17 protein-coding genes are annotated in these 20,784 nt (G+C 37.7%); 9 read left to right on the top strand and 8 right to left on the bottom strand.

The genetic code is table 11. The annotated features are described in order from the left end of the window. Positions 1 to 123: 123 nt before the first annotated feature. Both B3I52_RS00650 and B3I52_RS00645 read right to left on the bottom strand, forming a co-directional pair. Positions 124 to 432 carry a helix-turn-helix domain-containing protein gene (locus B3I52_RS00650; RefSeq protein WP_293297356.1) on the bottom strand — a complete coding sequence of 103 codons (309 nt, stop codon included), beginning with the start codon at positions 430 to 432 and terminating at the stop codon, positions 124 to 126. 228 nt (positions 433 to 660) lie between these two features. Next, positions 661 to 1,539, bottom strand: coding sequence for an RteC domain-containing protein (locus B3I52_RS00645; RefSeq protein WP_293297354.1), 879 nt, complete (start codon positions 1,537 to 1,539; stop codon positions 661 to 663). Positions 1,540 to 1,857: 318 nt separating this feature from the next. Here B3I52_RS00645 and B3I52_RS00640 point away from each other — a divergent pair, with 318 nt between their 5' ends. From B3I52_RS00640 to B3I52_RS00630, 3 genes are all read left to right on the top strand, one after another. Then, positions 1,858 to 2,847: a LytTR family DNA-binding domain-containing protein gene (locus B3I52_RS00640; protein ID WP_293297353.1), complete on the top strand. Its 990-nt coding sequence runs from the start codon at positions 1,858 to 1,860 to the stop codon at positions 2,845 to 2,847. A gap of 204 nt (positions 2,848 to 3,051) precedes the next feature. Beyond that, positions 3,052 to 3,525 (top strand): MauE/DoxX family redox-associated membrane protein, encoded by a 474-nt coding sequence (locus B3I52_RS00635; protein WP_293297350.1) that lies wholly within the window; start codon positions 3,052 to 3,054, stop codon positions 3,523 to 3,525. 65 nt (positions 3,526 to 3,590) lie between these two features. Beyond that, a complete protein-coding gene (locus tag B3I52_RS00630) occupies positions 3,591 to 3,884 on the top strand; it encodes a hypothetical protein (protein ID WP_293297348.1) in 294 nt (97 codons plus the stop codon). Between the two features lie 223 nt (positions 3,885 to 4,107). On the opposite strand, the gene B3I52_RS00625 is transcribed toward B3I52_RS00630, so the two are convergent. The 5 genes from B3I52_RS00625 to B3I52_RS00605 form a co-directional block, all read right to left on the bottom strand. Then, positions 4,108 to 5,613, bottom strand: coding sequence for a TlpA family protein disulfide reductase (locus B3I52_RS00625; RefSeq protein ID WP_293297345.1), 1,506 nt, complete (start codon positions 5,611 to 5,613; stop codon positions 4,108 to 4,110). 30 nt (positions 5,614 to 5,643) lie between these two features. Then, positions 5,644 to 7,059, bottom strand: a complete 1,416-nt coding sequence (locus tag B3I52_RS00620) for a RagB/SusD family nutrient uptake outer membrane protein (protein ID WP_293297342.1) — start codon at positions 7,057 to 7,059, stop codon at positions 5,644 to 5,646. A gap of 12 nt (positions 7,060 to 7,071) precedes the next feature. After that, positions 7,072 to 10,503, bottom strand: a complete 3,432-nt coding sequence (locus B3I52_RS00615; protein ID WP_293297339.1) for a SusC/RagA family TonB-linked outer membrane protein — start codon at positions 10,501 to 10,503, stop codon at positions 7,072 to 7,074. A 316-nt stretch (positions 10,504 to 10,819) separates the two neighbouring features. Continuing rightward, entirely contained in the window at positions 10,820 to 11,944 is a 1,125-nt protein-coding gene (locus B3I52_RS00610; protein ID WP_293297336.1) for a FecR family protein, read from the bottom strand. A 207-nt stretch (positions 11,945 to 12,151) separates the two neighbouring features. Beyond that, positions 12,152 to 12,724, bottom strand: coding sequence for an RNA polymerase sigma factor (locus tag B3I52_RS00605; RefSeq protein ID WP_293297333.1), 573 nt, complete (start codon positions 12,722 to 12,724; stop codon positions 12,152 to 12,154). A 471-nt stretch (positions 12,725 to 13,195) separates the two neighbouring features. On the opposite strand from B3I52_RS00605, the gene B3I52_RS00600 reads away from it, so the two are divergent. After that, entirely contained in the window at positions 13,196 to 13,570 is a 375-nt protein-coding gene (locus tag B3I52_RS00600; RefSeq protein WP_293297331.1) for a hypothetical protein, read from the top strand. A gap of 1,277 nt (positions 13,571 to 14,847) precedes the next feature. Then, positions 14,848 to 15,309, top strand: a complete 462-nt coding sequence (locus tag B3I52_RS00595; RefSeq protein WP_293297328.1) for a heme-binding domain-containing protein — start codon at positions 14,848 to 14,850, stop codon at positions 15,307 to 15,309. Positions 15,310 to 15,314: 5 nt separating this feature from the next. Here the strand turns inward: B3I52_RS00595 and B3I52_RS00590 are convergent, their stop codons facing one another. Continuing rightward, the gene (locus B3I52_RS00590) at positions 15,315 to 15,512 is read right to left on the bottom strand and encodes a hypothetical protein (protein ID WP_293297325.1); all 198 of its coding nucleotides are present in this window, start codon (positions 15,510 to 15,512) and stop codon (positions 15,315 to 15,317) included. A gap of 95 nt (positions 15,513 to 15,607) precedes the next feature. On the opposite strand from B3I52_RS00590, the gene B3I52_RS00585 reads away from it, so the two are divergent. The 4 genes from B3I52_RS00585 (at position 15,608) to nhaA (ending at position 20,644) form a co-directional block, all read left to right on the top strand. Beyond that, positions 15,608 to 18,106 (top strand): cation-translocating P-type ATPase, encoded by a 2,499-nt coding sequence (locus B3I52_RS00585; RefSeq protein WP_293297322.1) that lies wholly within the window; start codon positions 15,608 to 15,610, stop codon positions 18,104 to 18,106. Positions 18,107 to 18,309: 203 nt separating this feature from the next. Continuing rightward, entirely contained in the window at positions 18,310 to 18,624 is a 315-nt protein-coding gene (locus B3I52_RS00580; protein WP_293297320.1) for a rhodanese-like domain-containing protein, read from the top strand. Positions 18,625 to 18,643: 19 nt separating this feature from the next. Then, positions 18,644 to 19,267, top strand: coding sequence for a class I SAM-dependent methyltransferase (locus tag B3I52_RS00575; protein ID WP_293297317.1), 624 nt, complete (start codon positions 18,644 to 18,646; stop codon positions 19,265 to 19,267). Positions 19,268 to 19,459: 192 nt separating this feature from the next. Continuing rightward, positions 19,460 to 20,644: a Na+/H+ antiporter NhaA gene (nhaA, locus tag B3I52_RS00570; protein ID WP_293297314.1), complete on the top strand. Its 1,185-nt coding sequence runs from the start codon at positions 19,460 to 19,462 to the stop codon at positions 20,642 to 20,644. Positions 20,645 to 20,784 lie beyond the last annotated feature (140 nt).

Raw genomic sequence — 20,784 nt, 5'->3', positions numbered from 1 at the left:
GTTCGGGCATTTCCTGTTTATTTATAGTTTTTTCACTCATAATCTAAAAAAATTAAATTCCATATCGAAAGTAAAAGAAGTGTTCACTGCATTACACTAATTGGCACTCAAAGGCAGTGTTTGTCACTTACTGGCGTTCAGTTTTTTTGTAGGAGGATTAAAACTTTCCCGGATAAACTGATGCACATCGGACAGCTTGTAATACAGTTTTCCGCTTATGGTATAGTAGGGAAGTTTCCCAATGGAGCGATACCGTTGCAGGGAACGATTGCTGATTTTCAGCATTTGAAGTAAATCCTGATTATCGAGCAGTTCTTCACCGTCTATGCTGTTTCGCTTTTTTTGTAAATCGTCTATGTGGTTGCCGAGAATGTCAAGCCTGTCCATTATGCGTTCCATCCACGCCACAAATTCCATTTTGTCGATATTCATAACCAATACATTAGGGGATTATATCGGCAATGGAGCTTGGCATATTTATCAATTTCCGATACAGAAATAAATGGAGGAAAAACTTTGCATTTAACATAAAACTTCGCTTTATATGCTGTGCTCCATTGCACAGGTTTTTCAAAAGCAAAGTTTCATTTCAAAAATCTTCCCGTTTCCCATATTGGAAATTTAATTTAAAAACACGTCCGATATGAATATATAACTGTTTTATGAAGAGTAACTATGGGGATTATGGGCATCATCTTCATCTATTTTTTTAAGTATAGCTTCTCGCATACGGTCTATAAAATGAGTTTTGCTAAGTCGTTTCCTGGCCCTTAAATCTTCGAAGCCACGTTTTGGTACCCCTAAATTCACACCAAAAAAATTACCAAGGCATTCAAAGAAATCGTTAATGCCCATATCGCCTTCATTCACTTGTCTATTTAGATAAATGCCGTGGGCAATTTCAATTAGGTTGACAATCTCTCCAGTCCATCGAAAACCTTCTGTACGCTTTCCTTTTTTATCAAATGGGATAGGATAGGAAGCCACAGATGAATGCTCTATTTTGTTCAACTCTTGTGCAATTTCTGTTTTTAAGCGTTCGTAAGCCATAAATTTGGCAAAAAGATAAGAGGTAGTCGTATTAACATTTGGGTCAACCTCTGGAATTGCTAATAACGATGGTTTAGGTTCCGCACGTAGGAAATACAATTCATCCATTTCAGTCGCAGACCTTCGATAATATTGGTGCTGGAAATCGTTCAAAAGAAACAAACGGTCGAAATAGTCTATTTGGGAAGAAAGATAACGTACCAGTTTCTTTAGGTTATGGATAGGTTTATGGCAATTGATAGTGTATAGTTCAAGATAATAGATTTGCCATTGGAAGAATCTTGGGTTCTGATATTTAAAAAACCATATCTCCTCCTCTTTGTCTACAAAAGGCTTTTCAAGTATATGCAGTTTCAATTGTTCCAGGTATTTCCGCACTACTGAAAGATTTGCGGTAAGTACCCTCAAACAGTCGTTGAACTCAACCGATGTTTTTTTAAGTTCATCCGTTAGTTCGGCATACAGATTATCACTAAACGTTCTCAACATAATTTTGAATTTAGGTGAATTCTGCCCTGCCCGTTAACTGGCAACTATTTATTGTACATAGACAGAAGAAATGTAGATTTTATCCATAAGCCTATTTTTTAATCTAAGTGGTATTTATTGCTGACGATTGCCTGTTTAAATGTACTGCCTTAGCCATTTTTATAAATATAAAGCATGGTTATAATTGAGGTTTGTCCTCTTTTTTTTCCTAAAAATGACTTGTTGGCATCCATATAGACATTTTTATACGAGAATTAAACAAACCCTTGTTGATAAGAAAATTTACCTACCTCAAAACTATCGGGAATAGCTTTTAAAATGATAAAAATTAGCTCTAAAATGTTGTGGATGGTAGTTTTGGTCTGTTGGATGGTAGTTTTTGCAATTTTTTCATTAAAAAAAGTATATATTTTTGTGTTTAGCCGCTTTTATATGGATACTAGACGACCTCAAGACAACAATACAAATGTAGACTATCTTCACTGGTCGGTTCTTATTATTATCTCATTGGTTATTGCCCATCTCTCTATATCTGAAAGTCATGGTAAGACCATTCTGATAAGCCAATTAGATTACAGATTCGAGATAGATCTCAATTGGCCGCTTGCGTTCTTAATGATACTATGGATACACTTTTGCAACAAAAAGCTTGACCGATATGTTACCTGGATTTCAAAATGGGGTTTTCGATTAACCTTACAACTTATTCTTGGGGTTGTTGTTCCACTGATATTAAATGTGCTTGTCATTAAAGTTTATTTCCGATGTGCCAATGAAGATTTTGAGCAGAGTGGTTATATGCAGAATGAATTCCCAGTGGTTAGGTGGATGGTTTTGTTTATAAACGTGCTTTACATTGCATGGTTCTTTGCCATAAATTATTTCCGTAGCAAGAAAATTAATGATGAACTTAAAGGATACATATATTCTCTACAAGACGGAGAAGATCAAGAAAAATTTTCCTTGCCGACAATAGAGGCAAAGCTCGGTAACAAAATCTTACAGGTAGGATTGGACGAGATTGCGTGTTTTGAGCGGGAAGATAGCATTGGTTATGTATATCTTTTAGATGGGAGAAAATTCAATGTTGACTTCAAACTCTATGAGTTGAACGAACTTTTGGAAGGCTCGCCTTTTTACCAGATCAACCGTTCGGTAATCATTTCTTTTTCCATAATAAAGGGTTATGAAAAGGTAAAAAATCAACAAGCTTTAGTCATACTAAAGGACGATATTATATTGGATGTTTCCCTTTTGGTAAGCAGATATAGATACGATGGTTTTAAAAAAACTTTTCGACACGCTTAAAATCTCCTAGAGATAGATGTGGTTTATACCATTCACCTCATTAAAACTACCATTCACAATTAAAACACCTTATTTACGCTGCTTTTACACTATATAAGTGTGATATTGGTTCCAAGCAGCAAAAATTGCAAAAGGTTGCTGTCTCAGTTACGTCCTAGTGTATATTGGCTCTAGACAAGTAAATAAATCTACATTTAATTAAATATGGTAAGATCTCCTATACATAGGAATGAAGCACTGGTTTTATTTTTAACAATCGCTTCTATCTTGTTCTGGCTATATGTGGCCGGCGTTAGTGTTTATAATTTTGGCTTGTTCAAAAGCGAAATGGCCAATCAGGTATTTCCCAAGGTCATCAGCAATCTTCTAGCTTATTTTTTGCCCACTCTCGAAATCTTAACGGCATTCCTGCTCGCCTTTTCTACAACTAGGCTTCTGGGCATGGCATTGAGCCTTTTGATGATATCGGCTTTTACACTATATGTTGGCCTTGCACTTTTAAGGATATATGAGAATGTTCCCTGTACCTGTGCAGGACTTTTAAAGCACGGAAACAGCTGGGGAACTAATTTTCTTCTCAATCTGTTGATTACGGCAGTAGCCCTGATCGGATTTATATTAACCTATAAACAAAGAAAGGAGGTAGATAAACGATATGGTTTCCATATCCAGAATTAAGATATAAAAAGGCGATACTGACTACCTAAAAAAGCAACAATCAAGAACTTAAAATTTAAAAAATTATGAAACTATTAAAAAATGTACCCTTGATGGCCTTCGTACTTGGCTTCGGGTTAATTATTGGAATGAGCGCTTTTTTGAATCCAAAAGCAAACAGATCAACGTTATACCATATCGTATCTGAGGATGCAAATACTTATACCGTTTCATCCACTTCAGGAAGTTGCGCTATAACACCTATTGAGGATTGTAGATTCACAACAGATGAAGCTCCAGATGTAGATGCGAATACGTTCAGCAAAGATTTTTTAGAGCAGAATAACGTCAACATCGAACAAGGTACTAGATTGCCTTAGCTAGAGTACAAATGAAATCAGGCTGTTTTCAAAATTCAATTTGGACAAAGCTCTATCGAATTAAAATTTAAACAGAAGATTTTTTACGTTAAAACGGGCAATTTTCATATAGAAGATTGCCCGTTTTTAATTTTCGCGAGAAAACCTTTAAGGTGATTATTAAACTATATGTCGCAAAACTATATGCGATATTACTTTTTGAGACATGCCCGTGCTGATTTCCTTAAAAATCATTTAGGACTTTGGTGATCAGCTTTATTGCGCTATCCTTTTCTAACAGGGCGCTATCGTTTTTAGCCAAAACTTTGTTGTTTTTTCCTATTAATAGCACCGACGGAAATACTGAAATGCCATAATGTCTTAAAACCTCCCGATTGTGTCCGAAAGTTGTTAAATTTACGGCGTCAATAGAACTATATTCATTGGTATATACGCTTTTTTTCCATGAAGCTAAGTTTTCATCTATACAGATGGATACGAAAACGACATTAGTGTTGTCTCTAAAGTAAGATTTAATCGCTGAGAAATGGTCTTTATAATATGTTTTGCACGCACCACATCCTGTAAACCAAAAATCAATCAAAACTAATTTTCCTGCAAAATCACTCATTTTGACCATTTTTCCATTTAAATCTTGCAGTGAAAAGTTGTATGTGGCTGCCTTCTCTAATTTTTTAAGTTCCTTTAAACAATCTTCAGATTTTACTAAGGTCAAGGCTTCTGGAAGATGTTTAAAATCGGTATTACGATCTGTAAAATCTGGTTCCAAAAAATACGTCGTCAGTAACCTGTCTCTAATAATTCCTCTGTAATTGTTTTTGAGGTAATTGAATAAATCACTCTTTTCGATACCGTTCACAACAAAATCACATTTGATTGTTTTACTCAAAATATAGGGAATATACTTTCTAGAAAAGATAAGGTCCGAAACAGGAATACCAGTTTCTGGATTTTCTAAAAGATATTTATTATACTGTGCCCTAAATTTTTCTCTCATTGATTTTGCTAGTTTAGGCTCTTCATTTGCCAATTTTCTGTCGATATAGGCCGATATCCAAGATTCGATTATGCCTGCATTTCTATAAATGATATCTGCTTTAAGAATATTGTAGATATGTGCCGATAGCTGTCCGCGTTTGGATTCAAGATATTGTATTTTAGCTTTGGTTTCCCTAGAATAAGCATTGTCGGAATTGTAATTGAAATCTTCATCAAATGCGGGAGGAGCATTCCTAATTGCGTTCACATCATTTATGATGTTTCTTATTTCCTCTTGGATGTTGTACTTTTCTGCACCCTTGCCTTTCACTACTACTTTATAGTTCTTTTGCTGTTTTTTGAAAGGCTTGGCAAATTCTGACACAATGAACAGGACATCATCCCCAAACTCGGGCAAATAGGTTCTTGTTATGGGAATTATATACAACCCGTCTTTTATGAACGTTTTTTTGCAGATAACAAACTGTCCGGAAGAGGAATTAATTGGTACTATAAACCTAAACAAGCTGTCGTTGTCCATAGTAGCTAGAAGTTCTCTGGAACTGTCATTTTCAAGAGATGAGTTTTTGAGTGTATTGATAAAATGGTAAAGGTATAAGGTGTCGTTTTTATGCGTTACATCCAATCTGACTTTTATTTTTATACAATTTTCTTTGAGTTTGGACTGTTGAGCTTTCAAAAAATAAGGCAATAAGATGCCTAGGCCCATAAATATTATGGCTTTATTCATTTTAAATCTTAAAAAAGTTATTAGTTCGTGCTATCTTACGTTCTGAGGTATCCCATAGGTTTGTATTTCGAGATCTGGAATAGGAAAAACATAACGTCTGTCATTTGGTGGTAAGGTATAGGTCTGTCCGCTAAAAATCCTTTGCAATTGCTTAGCGTATCTGCTATCCTTGTTCAAACGACGCAGGTCTTCCCACCTGATCTGTGCTGTAAAGGGCAATTCTTTTCTCCGCTCTCTCAATATTAGGGTCAATGCTTCTTCTGGTGTAGATGCAACCAGCTTGCTGAAACTCCCGGTAGCGTACCGCTTGTTCATGAGTGTGTTTAGATCTGCCATTGCCAATGTGGTATTATTATTCCGGGCATAACATTCTGCTCTTATCAGGTAAATTTCATTTGTTGCTAGGCCGCTAAAATTCTGGGTTGTCCCAGTATATGTGCCCTGGAACTTTACCTTGCCTCCACCATAGTTTTGGTAAAAAATGGATTTTCTTAAGTCATGATCATCATAGGATTCATATAAAGACGCATCTACATTTCCCGTACCTGAAACATACGCCCCTGTGGTTAGGTATAATCCTGCCTCTGCATAAAATATGATTTCAGGGATGCAGGCCCTAAAGGTTGGAAAACGATAGGGTAATGCGGTTGAAATGGTAGTACTATTAAAATCAACCAAAGTACTTGATTTTTGAAGTGCCCGATTGGCATAGTCGCCAGCCAAAGTATAATTGCCCATAGTTAGGTAAACCTTTGCCAATAATGCCCTGGCAGAGATGCTAGAAGGTCTGGTTAGGTACAGAGGTGTTTCGGGCAATAATCCGATGGCTAAAGTTAAATCTTCGGTAATCTGGTCATAACATTTTTGCAGATTTGCTCTTAAGGATGGTGCATTGATATCAGATGTCTGACGTAATGGAATGCCTAGGTCGGTAGCTGCCGTACCAGCATCATAAGGTTTGGCAAACATCTGCAACAATTCGTAAAATACAAATGCCCTATAGAAAAGTGCCGATCCCTTAACATTATTGTAGTTACTGCGGTTACGATCATCTACTACTATTTTTGTCAACGCATCCAGCACAATATTAGTGTATGCAACCCTTGTGTATGAAACTGTCCAATCACCGTTCATCTGACCATTGAAGATATCCTTGTTCCATATATAGGTATTACGTTCAATCTCTGATGAGGCACTAAGGTTAGCATCAGTTACGCTGATGTTATCGGTGCCCAATACAGTTAGTTGAATAAAGTTTTTATTCATACTGGTCGTGTTATCCAATACCGCTTGAAGATCTTTCAAACTTTTTGGAACCACATCGCTCTTTTGCCTTTTCACATCCAACCATTCATCCTGCTTTTTACAGCCTACTATAAATAAGAGGTAAAAAGAGAAGAGAAATAGTATGGTTTGGCAGGAAGTATAATTGCTTTTTGTTTTCATATCGCTAATATTTTAAAGTGTCACATTCAATCCAAATGCAATGGAGAATGGGTTCGGGAGGTAATAATTAGTATTGTTTCCGATGATATCTGGATCGATATTGTGTTTGTTTGCACGCCATAATATCCCCAAATTGGTTGCATAAGTATATATTTGACAAGCTCTAAAAGGCATGTTTTTCCATGTTTTATTGCTCACATTGTAGGCTAGCCTTATGTCCTGCAGGCGGATATGGTCAGCTTTTTCAATCAGGGCCGAAGAATACTGGTAGAAATTGTTTCTGTTGGCATTGCTCGGATAGATGAGCGAGGGAACTGTTGTCAAGTACTCATCGCCAGGTACCTTCCATGCTTGTGCCGCATCAGCATAGCCATTGTTATTGATGATATCTGCATAATTGATGCTGGTGGAAGGTCTCCTAAAATAATAACCCATTTTAAAGACGAGATTGAAGGAAAGCGAAAAACCATTGTGTGCGAAGTCATTTCTTAACGAGCCAAATACTGTTGGTCTTGCCGAACCATGATAAACTAAACTATCGGGATTAAAATTGCCGATGATTCCCAGATAATCCTTACTTGTTTTACCATTTAGATACCCTTGTGGATCTCCATTTATGGGGTCTAAACCCGCCCACTTGTAACTATACAATGAAAACAAAGGCTTTCCGACCAATGCTACTCCCGAATTGCCTTGTATACTTGTATTGTTCTGTGTTACATTGTATAGGATAACCCTGTCTTTTAGTGTATTGTAAAGCACTACGGTATTCCAGTTAAACTGCCCTTTAATATTTTGGCTATTCAGTTGTACATCAATGCCATTTGTGCGAGTAGAAGCAGAATTTCCATTAAAAGAGGTAAAGCCTGTAGATGTGGCCAATGGAATAGCATTTATCAAGTCCAATCCCTCTTTTTGCCAAAATTCGAAACTGCCGCTGATGCGGTTTTTAGGAGATGCGAAATCAATTCCAAGATTGATGTTTCTTACCTTTTCCCATCTCAACTCTGGATTAGGGGCGGTAAGGCTTGTTATCATCTGTGCCCCTGTAAGATCTGTACTAGTAGAGTAAGTGCCTTTCGAATAAGCGGATCCATTATACACGTTTCCATTGAAACCATAGGTGCCCCTAATCTTTAGGTAAGGTAACCAAGCTAGGTTATAAAGATTTTCTCTGCTAATATTCCAAGCAAAACCAGTACTCCACAGTGGGGTAACCTTGTCATTGGTTTTTGCCCCAAAGATATTCGAACCATCTTTTCTACCACTTATAGAAAATATATATTTTCCCTTATAGGTATAGCTTGCGTTAGAATAATAGGAGATATAACGAAAGATCTGTCCGCTGATAAGCCCTGGTACGGCAGGTATGGTTGCAGTACTTGATGGGTTTGTTGGGTAATTAGTGCCATAATTGAGATTGATGACGGCAGTGCCATATATGTCATCGTAGCCGTAGGAATCTCTCGAATAGGCCTCCGTTTTAACCTCCCTTATCTCCGAGCCCGCAATGGCGGTCAATTGATGATTCGGGATAATTTCTTTATCAAAAGTAAGTTGTACCCTACCATTGTTCGATATCCAATTACTGTTGCTGAGGCTTAATATACCGCCGTTGGGAATGGGGTATGTGAATGTTTTGGTGGTCGAGTTATATTGTGAAAACCTGTTGATGAGATTTCGGGCATAGTAGGTTTGGGTACTATGATAGTCGTAGGTTTCTATCTTTTGGTTTTCATTTTGATAAAGGGCCTCGATGTTTAAACTTGATGAGAATCTATAGCGAACGGTTGCCCTTGCCAGTAGGTTGGTAAATTTGTCATTAGCATTGGCGCTGTTTATTTCATCCAAAGGTCTGTAGTTCCAATCCAGAAATCCCAGTGCTGCCGTGCTATTGACATAATTTTGTCTGTAATTTTTTACAATCGAAAGTGCATTGCCATTCTCATCTGCCAGTTGTGCATAAGGATACAGTTTACCATATTTAGTGCCAACACTAATAATGCCGTAGCTCAACTGATTGTTTCTTAGTGTTATACTTTTTGTATAGTTCAAAGCGGTAATAATATCAAGGTTTTTTAATGGTGTATAGGTATTCTGTGCATTAATGCTAAGCCTTCTGTAACCGTTGTTTACCAATTCTTCCACATTATTGTCATAACCGCCAGAGAATGAATATGCCATACGTTCGCTCCCGCCGCGGATGCCTATCGAATACTGCTGTTTCAGCGATTTCTGATAAAAATAGCTTTGATAGTCATTTCGGTAATCCAATGTACGCATCGCGTCAATCCCAGATGTTTTTTCTGCCTGCTGTAGGGAGCTTGCTAAGATCTCTACTACTGGAGATACCACTGGACGGGTAGTGGTGTTGCTTATTTCGCTGTTGAAAAAGCCCCTAGAGTACAGGTGGGTTTCAATATCTATGTACTCGGAAGCGTTCAAAAACTTTCTGTCCTTAAAAAGGTCGGGAGCATTGCCTATGTTAAAACTTGAATTAAGTTCTATTTGAGGTTTTTGGTTTCTTTTGCCCTTTTTGGTGGTAATTACGATTACTCCATTGCCACTTCGTGCGCCCCAAATACTGGCTGCCGCTGCATCTTTTAATACGGTGATATTTTCGACGTCGTTAGGGTTGATATTATCTATGCTTCCCTCGTAGGGAAAGCTGTCCAAGATAATCAATGGGTTTTTGCTTACATCTGGAGATAGCGTACTCACTCCACGAATGTTAATCCCGATATTTGAGTTGTAGGTAATACTCCTCGCTAATCTGCTACCATTGAACAGTAAACCACTAGTTACACCATCTATCCTGTCTAGAACCCCGGTTGATACGCGTCTGCTCATCAGCGCACTATCAACCAATACAAAACTTCCAGTTGCTCTTTCTTTCGGAAGGTTCTGAAAACCGGTACTAACCACTTCAACACCGTCCAGTTTATTTTCTTCCTCCTTTAAAGCAATGTTCAAAAAACCACCTGTGCCAACTGTTTGGGCAATAGGGGCAAAACCCACATAGGTAAATAACAGTACGGCATTTTCATCGGGTACTACTATGGAAAACCCACCGTCATCGCTGGAGAGGGTATGCTTGTCAGTACCCTTTAGCCTAATGTTAACACCAGAGATCGGCCTGCCGCTTTCATCCCTTACCTTACCTGCTATGTTAAGGTTACCACTTGTTTGGCCATTCTTGCTGGCTGGCTTTCTTTTTATAACAATGGTCTTGTCAAATATTTCGTAGGCGTAAGGCTGGCCCTTAAAGCATTTATCTAGGATTTCCTTTATTGAGGCATCTTTTGCAATAAGTGTAACGTTATTGGCACCAATTAGGTTGGCATTATCGTACCAGAAGCCAAATCCTGTTTGCTTTTTAATCTCATTAAATACAGTTTTTAATGGAACGTCTTTAAGGTTGAGCGTAATTTTTTGCGCTTTCAACGATATGGAAATTCCAATGAAGCCGATTAATATCAATAGGATGGCAAATCTTCGTGGATTTGATAACTTTAATACTTTGACAGAACGTATTCTGGTTAATAGCTGCCACTTTTTATCGCTATTGCGATAGGAGTGATTAAAAAAAATCATATTTTTGTTATGGTTTGGGTTAGTTGATCAGTTATCTTTCAGGATGCGCCTTGTGCGCTTTTTCAATCCCCAAATTTTGCCAGAGGTGCGTGAACACTTCTGGCTTTTTTATATGGGGAAATTATTAACTATTAAAACTAAGTTATTACTTCATTGGCGTTGGTTTTTATGGTGTTACAATTAGTTTCTTTTGTTTGTTATTATCATTTTCAATCATGAAATGAATATCGCTGTAGGCCAATATCTTCAATAGTACCGATAGGTTTGAACTTCTTGAAACACTACCACTAAATTGCCTGTCAGCTATTTTTCCTCGGTACTCCACTTTAATGTCGTACCATCTCGAAATCTCTTTCATTATCGTCTTTATGTCGGCATTTCTAAACTCCATCATGCCATTTCTCCAGGCAAGGTCGGTTTCCATATCAGTATTTTTTATTTGGATACCTGTGCTTGAAACTACAGATTGCTGGTCTGGTTTCAATATCACGGGTTTTAACGCTGACCCGGATACGCGTACACTACCCTCTATCAACGTGGTTACGATACTGCCTTCATCTTCGTAACTATTAATATTGAATTGCGTACCCAAAACCTCTACGGTTTGTTTAGCGGTTTTAACTATAAAAGGTATTTTCTTGCCTGTTCTTTCAAAAGGTTTTACCTCAAAATAAGCCTCGCCTGTTAGCTCTACAATACGGTTTTCAGCGTTTGCAAAAGAGGCTGGATGCGTGAGCGATGATGCGGCATTAAGCCATACCTTTGTGCCATCAGACAATACCACGTGATACTGCCCTCCATTGGGTACGGATAGTTTCTGTGGTGCGAAATCTTTGTCGCTTTGTTCTGCTCCGTCAACAACTGATCCATCAAGGTACTTTAATTGCTTGCCACTAATGGCTAACCCATTTTTATCGCCTTTTAAGTCTATTGTTTTGCCATTGGTAAGCGTAAGGGTTGCCCTATTGCCTCCGGGAGAAACATCCTGTGCCACCATTTGTTCGGTAGGTAGCATAAACTTGTCGAACAGATGCCAACTTGCTATGGTAAGGGCAGTAAAGGTAATGATGGTAACTACGCCTTTTAAAAGACTTACTCTTTTGTCTGCCTTTTTTGGGACGGGCAGTTCAGCATAAACCTGTTTGCCTATCTCACTTATTCTTTGGGGCGACAGATCGGCATCGTCTTCATTGTACTGAAAGTACCAATTTTCCAACAAGGCCTTTTCTTCGTCGGTACAATGGCCGGCATTGTATTTTTTAATCAGTTTTTTTATTTCCTCGTTCTCCATTACTATGGGGGTGGTTTAAAGCTACTACGTGATGACCGTGTATGATATGAGAAAAAATATTATTTTTTTAGTAAGGAGGAATAAGCCCATTTTCAGCAACGTGTTTAAACCGCCCTACAATGCAATAAAGTTAATGTTATTTTTTATTATGACACCTAGGTTTTAGTGTGCATAACATTTATAGGAAAAAGCAACTGACATTCTACTTTAGCATATCCAAAACATAATAAAAAGAATGTTAAGCCTGGTCTTTAATATTTTGAGCGCATTGTTGATATGGTGCGAAACATTACTTTCGGTAGTGCCAAGCTCCTCAGCTATTTCACGGTAAGATAGATGCTGCCTCCTGCTCATGTCAAATGCCCTGCGCATTTTAGCTGGTAGTTTCTGTATCTGTTTTTCGATATATTCGCTCAGCTGTTTTTCACGGATGGGGTGGTCTGTACCTGTTGTACCCTCCAGAATAAAGGCCTTTAGCGATTGGAGGTACTTTCCTTCCACCTTTTGGTGCGCAAAGTAATCGAATATCCTGCTGCGCAGCGAAATGTAGAGGTAGGCACCAAGGTTGCCACTCTCTGATAGGCTGGTTCTTTTGTGCCAGATGTTGGCGAAAAGTTCCTGCACCACATCCTTTGCCAGTTCCTCGTCTTTAAGTTTCCTATGGGCGAAAACCAGCATCAGCTGGTGGTAGCGGTTGTATATCTCGGTAAAGGCAATGGCATCCCCATCATTCAAAAGAATGATCAGTTCATTATCCGAAAGGTTTTGATAACCAGACATTGCTCATTATTAGTTCTAATAACGAACCCAAAGACCTAGTGCTAGCAATATTGCGAAAAACAATAGGGCTGGCAACTCGCAAAGTCTAATGAACGCAGGCTCTGACAAAGCCCACCTCCCCCGAAAGGGGAGGCTCCTCCACTAAACATAAGCAAGCGCCAGCCCTATTGCAATATAGGGCATAGGCACTCTACTTACGCTCGCGAGGAAAATTGTCAGATTTGCGTTGCGAGGCTCGTAAGCCGCATCTTTATACTATAAGAAGTACGGCAAAGTTATCTAAAATTTATATTTTTATATATTCTCTATTAATTATTAACAATAATACTGTTTGGATTAACAGTGTTGGTTAAAAAACTTAAGTCAAATATAGTTGAAAATAAATTAACTATCAAAAAATAATAGTTAATGCTTCTTAATTACAGTAGTATTAATCAGCGTCTCTGTAAAATTCATTTATGAACTTTGTATATGGCTGTAGTTATTGGCAAAATCATTCATGAATTAGTTAAAGAAAGAGGTATTAAAGCTAAAGTTGTAGCAGAATACATTAATGTGAGCGAATCAACTCTTTTTGGCATTTACAAAAGAGAATCGGTAGATGTGGACAAGCTTATATTGTTTTCTAGACTTTTGGATAAAAACCTTTTTCTATATTACTTGAATGAAGAACCTTTAAAGAGCATGTTCAGCAAAGATATGGTAATCCTTCAGGATAAGATTTTGGAACTTGAATCTGAATTAAAGAACAAGGGAGAAAAGCTAAAAGATTTGATGGATATTGTTGAGGCTCAAAAGAAGATAATTTCCTTACATGAGGAAAAAATATCTAAATCTAAAAAGTGATTTTTCTGATAAATTCTATTTATCTAGGCAATATTGAAAGCCCGATCGCAATTTCAGTCCAAGTGTAGCACTCACCGTTATCCTTTGTAATAATCAGAGATATATTCCCTTAAAGTATCCTTGATAAAAATCATATGACAATAAATCAATGTAAAGTGTGTTCTGATTTTTTAAGTATCCAAAAAATTAGCTAAATTCGTATCATTCACTATCAATATAAATGTGAGTAAAACGGTGAGTAGTTCTTTAGTAAGATTGTCAACATTTTGATAAATAGATATTTGCGCATGAGAGGTGTCGTCCTGCCACCCCGACAAATAGAGATAAAGCTCTATCAAAAACCCTCTAAATTGTGAAATTTAGAGGGTTTTTTCGTTTTTGTCAAATCAAAAGAGGGATCCCTTTTTTGCTTGATCGGATCAGTCTCAAAAATTGTGGAGCAAGGATTAAAACTATAGCCCTTCTCTCTACATAAAATGCTAAGGAAACATTAAAAGTAAGGTTCGGGTTTCTGCTTGGAGCGAAAAGGAACAAAAATTATCGGGAAAGAATGATGGTAATGCATTTACAAGGGTGATTAAGATTGCTGCTTAACGGAAATTTTCCACTTACAATAGAAAGCTGTTTGAAAATGAAATAAATAGCGAACCACTCGAATTTTCTGGCAATACCTTATCCTTTAATACATTTTGTACGGACTTTCCTGCGCTGCCATGTCCCTATTCTATACGCACGTGAGACGCCTTAAAGCAAAAAAAGCCCCGTTCTAATACTTAAGAGTAAAATAAGTTAAAAACGAATTTTCTTCCTATTTTTTATGGGTTTAATTCGGATGTTATTCGGATTATCTTCGGTAATAAGTGGTTTTACTCCGAATAACATCCGAATGAAGTCCGAATAAAATGCTGTGTTATAAATGAAAAAACACATTTAAAATATTTAAAATTTTACCCTTAAAAAAAGGTGTCTCAACAGTGTTGGCGAATTAGCAACTATTTAAAAATGATATAAATATTTTACAGGTAAGTTTGGTGAGGGCACCAAATGCTCGCAGTACGCTATAGACGGGCGGGGGCATCCGCCTAAGTGTTTATTTTACTCAAAATTAAACCGTTTCTAAATTTAAGAAAGGAAAAACTGATATTGGTCAGGCATTGAAAGTACCTGCACAGAATTACTTATATTTGGTATGGCAGTTAAGCTAGGTGTACACTTTAGCCAGAAGAAGTATGACTATTTTATCTAAATTTTGCACTCAAAAAATAAAATATATTCTGATGAAAAAATCAAGCATTAAAAAAATTGTCGGAGCAGTTGTGTTGTTGCTCATCATTATCCAGTTTTTTGGAGCAGAAAAAAACAGCAGTGCTGTAGTACCTGAAAACGCTATCGAAAAGCACTATAAAGTACCAATTAAAATACAGGGATTGTTAAAAACAAGCTGCTACGATTGCCATTCTAATACCACTGTATATCCTTGGTACAGTAATGTGCAGCCGGTAAAATGGTGGTTGGCCGATCATATCAATGACGGTAAAAAACACCTTAATTTTGATGAGTTTAATACTTATACCGGCAAAAAGAAGCTGCATAAGCTGGATGAGGTGGTAGAAACTATTCATAAAGGTGAAATGCCCTTAAACTCTTATACACTTATCCACGGCAATGCAAAATTATCTAATGCAGCTAAAAAGGAAATAGAAGCGTGGGTAAATGAAGTGAAAAGAGAGATTCAATAAACCTGTCAACCTTTGCTTTTCTTTAGCCATAAAGCCATTGTCCATACAACAGTAATACCGAACAAAATAAAAAGCGGTACGTAATAGTTTTTAAAGAAGCTATGGAAGTAACTGCCAACAATAATGTAAATACTGGCAACACAAAGTTTAAACGGGATAAACTCTTTGTTTGCCCAAGTGGTTTTTGTATTGAAGAAGTTCATGTTCTGCTATTTTATGTATAAGTAAAATTATTGAAAACAAAATGCAGCGACAAGATGAATATGTTTATTTTTAAAGATTTATATTGAAATTATTTATGTCCTATAATATTCCAGACCATCTAAAAGGCCTTGCCGATAGCGAAATTGCCTCTTCCAGAAAGCAATACGGTTACAATAAGATAGATGGCGTTCATAAAAGCACCGGACTGGAATTGCTGTTGAATATCCTGAAAGAACCGATGTTGATATTGCTTTTCGCCATTTCAATTATCTATCTCATTATAGGCGATTATGGCGAGGCTTTGTTTATGTTTTTAGCGATTGTTGCAGTTTCGGCTATTTCATTATATCAGGACACGCGGAGCAAAAAAGCATTGGAAGCTTTGGAAAAACTGAATGAACCCTTGAGCAAAGTTATTCGCAATACCCAGGTTATTGAAATTCCGACCCATGAAATTGCCGTGGGCGACCTCTGTATTACAGAAGAAGGGAAAATGATTAATGCGGATGGGAAGATTGTACATAGCAATGATTTTTCGGTGAACGAGGCCTCATTAACGGGTGAAAGCTTATCCGTATTCAAAAGCAGTGAAAGCGAAGATAACCAAGTGTATAGCGGTACTTTAGCTGTGTCGGGGTTAGCGGTATTTGAAGTAGAAAAAATCGGTGCGGCAACCCGACTTGGAAAAATCGGGATGTCGCTTTCCAGTATCAAAGAAGAAGTTTCGCCTTTGCAACTTCAAATTAGAAAGTTTGTAAAAGCAATGGCCATTGTGGGTATCGTTATTTTTGCGATGGTATGTGCCGTAAATTATTATCATACGGGCAATCTTATTGATAGTTTATTGAACGGACTAACATTGGCAATGTCTGTTTTGCCAGAAGAAATTCCGGTAGCATTTACCACATTTATGGCGTTGGGGGCCTGGAAGCTAATGCGTGATGGTATTATTGTTAAACGAAGTAGTATCGTAGAAACCTTGGGCAGCACAACCGTAATTTGCACAGATAAAACCGGCACCATTACCGAAAATACCATGCAGCTAAAACATCTTTACGATTACCAGTCGGATAAGATTTTTGAGGAGAAAGATTTCGGCGACGCTACACTTTCCACGCTGATTGACTATGCCATGTGGAGCAGTGAGCCGGTTCCCTTTGATCCTATGGAAAAAACATTGCACAAGGTGTATGAGGAAACCCAAAAAAGAGATGAAAGAAAAGCATACCAGCTATTTCACGAATATCCGTTAGAAGGCAAGCCGCCAATGATGACGCACCTTTTTGAAAATGCGGAAAAGCATCGGGTTGTTGCGGCAAAAGGAGCACCAGAAGCTATTCTTCACGTATCCGCACTTTCTGAACGTGAAAAAGATAAAATACGGGAGATCATCAAGACTTTGGGGCAACAGGGATTTCGGATTTTAGGTGTAGCCAAATCAAGTTTTGAGGGCAACAACTTTCCTGCAAAACAACAGGATTTCAAGTTTGAATTTCTGGGCTTAGTGGTTTTCTACGACCCACCTAAAAAAGGCATCCAGGAAGTTTTTAAACATATTTATGATGCTGGCATCAAGGTAAAAGTGATAACGGGCGATAATACCGACACTACCAAAAGTATTGCAGCACAGGCCGGAATTGAGCATACCGAAAAAGCCATAGAAGGCAAAGAGATCATGGAATATTCGGAAGAGCAGCTTTTGCAGGCGGCTGAAGAGAAGGTATTGTTTACGCGGATGTTTCCTGATGCTAAATTGGCTGTTGTAAACGCACTGAAAAAGAAAGGTGAAGTGGTGGCCATGCTGGGTGATGGCGTTAATGATGGCCCGGCGCTCAAAGCCGCTCATATCGGTGTGGCAATGGGCAGCAAAGGAACGGAAATAGCAAAAGCAGCCGCTGCTTTAGTGATTACCAATGATGATTTGGACAAGCTCATTATCGGGATTGCATCTGGCAGAAGGATTTATGACAATATAAAAAAAGCCATTCAATATATCATTTCTATTCATATCCCAATTATTCTTACGGTTTCCTTGCCCTTGTTTTTAGGTTGGATATTTCCGCAGATATTCACTCCGGTACACGTTATCTTTCTGGAACTGGTGATGGGGCCTACGTGTTCCATTGTGTATGAAAACGAACCGATGGAAAAAGATACCATGTTGCAGAAACCAAGAAAAATGACCGATACTTTCCTCAACTGGAAAGAGTTGACGATAAGTATTGTTCAGGGTTTGGTAATTACCACAGGTGTGTTGTTTGCCTATCAATGGACTGTTCAGCATGGCGGCAACGAAGAAAAAACTAGGGCAATGGTTTTCACTACCTTAATTTTTGCCAATATTTTGTTGAGCTTAACGAACCGCTCGTTCCATTACAGCCTGTTTGAAAGCTTCAGGAACAGAAATTATTTATTTGTAGTGGTTAGTGGTTTAGCCCTAATCCTGCTGATGGCTATTTTGTATATCGAACCTTTCGCTAATTTCTTTCATTTAACAGGGTTAAATATAAAAGAATTGAGTGTAGCTATCGGTATAGCCTGTGTATCCGTACTATGGTTTGAAGTTTATAAATGGATAAAACGATTAAAATAAGACCAATGCAGGCCGTTAACAAATACAATTCTTAATGAAAATTGCATGTGCACATAATTCCCATTGTTATCAAAATATCCTTATGTAACCAAAGTAGCTGTATAACCTTTTAAATTGAAACAACTTTGTGGTAGAAAGTTTAAAAAAAATGTATATAGTAGAATACTCAACAACAGTTTTAATAGGAGGTTCATTATAGAATTATGGGATTTTTTTCAGCATTATTTGGTCGCACAGACAACAGCCGGTTAATAGAAGCTATAAAAGCTGGTGCTTTTTTGGTAGATGTTCGCACAGCGGCCGAATTTTCATCAGGAAGTGTAAAAGGAGCAGTAAATATTCCCTTGGATAGGGTGGCTAGCCAACTGCAAAAATTTGCAGGCAAGAAAGCTATCGTTGTTTTTTGTAGAAGCGGCAACCGAAGTAGCCTGGCTAAAACCATTTTGGAACAAAACGGCATTCAGCATGTCATCAATGGTGGTACTGCTGCGAAGGTAAATCGTATAGTAAATAAGTAATTGAAATTAAGGTTATGTTATGATAGTAAACTCTAAACGCAAGAAGCATTGGCAAACCGCTTATGAAACCAAAATGCCCAATGAAGTAAGCTGGACACAAGAAGTGCCCAAAACTTCACTCGATTTTATTGCTTCATTTGGCTTAAACAAAAAGGTGCATATAATTGATATTGGCGGTGGCGACAGTAAATTGGTGGATCATTTGCTGGAGCAGGGCTACGAAAATATTACGGTATTAGACATTTCGGCAAAAGCGATTGAAAGGGCACAGCAACGCTTGGGAGACCAAGCCGGAAAAGTAACTTGGATGGTAGGCGATATTACAGACTTTAAACCCGAAAGGACTTATGATATTTGGCATGACAGAGCGACTTTTCATTTTTTGACCACCGAGCAAGAGATTTCAAAGTATGTGAATATTGTGCAACAGGCAGTAACTGGCTATATGATTATCGGAACATTTTCGGAAAATGGACCGACCAAATGTAGTGGGCTTGAAATAAAACAATATTCGGCACAAACGATGACCGAAAAATTTAGCAATGGTTTCGACAAGGACAGTTGTATCACCATAAATCACACTACACCTTTCGATACTGTACAGAATTTCTTATTCTGTAGTTTTAAAAGCAAGCAGAATTGACATGTTCAAATTACCCACTAACAATTCAATAGACTGGACACGGTATGTATAGGCATTTCAATACTTTTTATGCCATTTTTTTTGCCTTTTTTGGAGTGCAAGCGGATTTTAAATACGCTAAAATTCTTGCTTAAATAGAATAATTCTTTTCTTTGTAGCCTTTAGCCGATTATTAATTTTTATACCCGAAGCATGAAAAGTAGAATAAATCTCGAAGTTTTTAAAAATTTTGTACAGTCTAGTAATTTTGGGGGTTTTCTTCTTTTTCTGTGTGTAATTATTTCATTGGTAATTGCCAATACATCGCTTGCTACACCTTTACAAGAATTATTGGCTACAAAATTAGGTTTCGAAAATGAAACAATCCATCTCAACTATTCCATTAGCATGTGGATTAATGATGGCTTAATGGCGATTTTTTTCTTGTTGGTAGGGCTAGAGATAAAAAGGGAGATGGTGGAAGGAGAACTTTCATCGCCCAAGAAAGCCGTTTTACCTATTATTGCTGCCATTGGTGGGGCAGTAGTGCCCGCTTTAATTTATATAGGCTTTAATGGCAGTACACCAACCAGTGCAGGCTGGGGCATTCCAATGGCTACCGATATTGCTTTTGCACTTGCTGTAATATCGCTATTAGATAAGCGTATTCCCAGCAGTTTAAAAATATTCTTGGCGGCCTTGGCAATTGTAGATGATTTAATAGCCATTTTGGTGATTGCCATTTTCTATTCATCGGGTATAGAATTTACCTACCTTGCATTAGCAGGAGTAGGGATGGTGGTTTTGTTACTGATGAACCGTTTCGACGTAAAAAATCCATACTTGTATTTAATTCCGGGTGTATTTATCTGGTATTTTGTGCATCATTCTGGTATTCATGCTACTATAGCTGGGGTGTTGGTAGCCATGACGTTGCCAACGAATATTAGCGATGAAGAATCTCCTTTGGAGCGGTTGGAGCATGCACTTGTAAAACCTGTTAATTTTTTAATTATTCCAATTTTTGCTTTTGCTAATACCAACATTACTATCCATAACGAAATGATAGCAGGGTTAACCTCTCCCCTGGGTTTGGGCATTTCGTTGGGGTTAATTTTAGGGAAACCCATTGGGATAGTAACCACTTCTTTTATATGTGCCAAATTAAAGATAGGCCAATTACCGCTAAATGCTAAAATGGTACACATGGTAGGTTTAGGTTTGCTGGCCGGCATCGGTTTTACCATGTCTATTTTTATCTCGATGCTGTCTTTTAACGAACCTATTTTCGTTGAAGAAGCAAAATTGGCCGTGTTGTTAACTTCGTTAATTGCAGGTGTTTTAGGTTATATAGTGTTGCATTTTTGGGGTGGCAAGGCTAAAAAGAAGGTCGCTTAATAGAATTGGTTTAAAATTCAACGAAAGGTAAATGTGTTTAAGCAAGTGAAAGCTGCTTGCCTAGGTATATGCTGAAGGTTTGGTGTTGCTAACTTAACTTACAAGCACATATTTAGCAGCTGTTTAAATTTCAATAAGAA

The organism is Pedobacter sp. UBA4863 (assembly GCF_002399615.1).
Taxonomy (GTDB): Bacteria; Bacteroidota; Bacteroidia; order Sphingobacteriales; family Sphingobacteriaceae; genus Pedobacter.
This window is presented reverse-complemented; position numbering and strand designations above follow the sequence as displayed.

Bases quoted from the DNA above. Each gene is read 5' to 3' on its own strand.
- B3I52_RS00650 (WP_293297356.1), bottom strand. From the start codon at position 432: ATGAATATCGACAAAATGGAATTTGTGGCGTGGATGGAACGCATAATG.
- B3I52_RS00645 (WP_293297354.1), bottom strand. From the start codon at position 1,539: ATGTTGAGAACGTTTAGTGATAATCTGTATGCCGAACTAACGGATGAA.
- B3I52_RS00640 (WP_293297353.1), top strand. From the start codon at position 1,858: ATGATAAAAATTAGCTCTAAAATGTTGTGGATGGTAGTTTTGGTCTGT.
- B3I52_RS00635 (WP_293297350.1), top strand. From the start codon at position 3,052: ATGGTAAGATCTCCTATACATAGGAATGAAGCACTGGTTTTATTTTTA.
- B3I52_RS00630 (WP_293297348.1), top strand. From the start codon at position 3,591: ATGAAACTATTAAAAAATGTACCCTTGATGGCCTTCGTACTTGGCTTC.
- B3I52_RS00625 (WP_293297345.1), bottom strand. From the start codon at position 5,613: ATGAATAAAGCCATAATATTTATGGGCCTAGGCATCTTATTGCCTTAT.
- B3I52_RS00620 (WP_293297342.1), bottom strand. From the start codon at position 7,059: ATGAAAACAAAAAGCAATTATACTTCCTGCCAAACCATACTATTTCTC.
- B3I52_RS00610 (WP_293297336.1), bottom strand. From the start codon at position 11,944: ATGGAGAACGAGGAAATAAAAAAACTGATTAAAAAATACAATGCCGGC.
- B3I52_RS00605 (WP_293297333.1), bottom strand. From the start codon at position 12,724: ATGTCTGGTTATCAAAACCTTTCGGATAATGAACTGATCATTCTTTTG.
- B3I52_RS00600 (WP_293297331.1), top strand. From the start codon at position 13,196: ATGGCTGTAGTTATTGGCAAAATCATTCATGAATTAGTTAAAGAAAGA.
- B3I52_RS00595 (WP_293297328.1), top strand. From the start codon at position 14,848: ATGAAAAAATCAAGCATTAAAAAAATTGTCGGAGCAGTTGTGTTGTTG.
- B3I52_RS00590 (WP_293297325.1), bottom strand. From the start codon at position 15,512: ATGAACTTCTTCAATACAAAAACCACTTGGGCAAACAAAGAGTTTATC.
- B3I52_RS00585 (WP_293297322.1), top strand. From the start codon at position 15,608: ATGTCCTATAATATTCCAGACCATCTAAAAGGCCTTGCCGATAGCGAA.
- B3I52_RS00580 (WP_293297320.1), top strand. From the start codon at position 18,310: ATGGGATTTTTTTCAGCATTATTTGGTCGCACAGACAACAGCCGGTTA.
- B3I52_RS00575 (WP_293297317.1), top strand. From the start codon at position 18,644: ATGATAGTAAACTCTAAACGCAAGAAGCATTGGCAAACCGCTTATGAA.
- nhaA (WP_293297314.1), top strand. From the start codon at position 19,460: ATGAAAAGTAGAATAAATCTCGAAGTTTTTAAAAATTTTGTACAGTCT.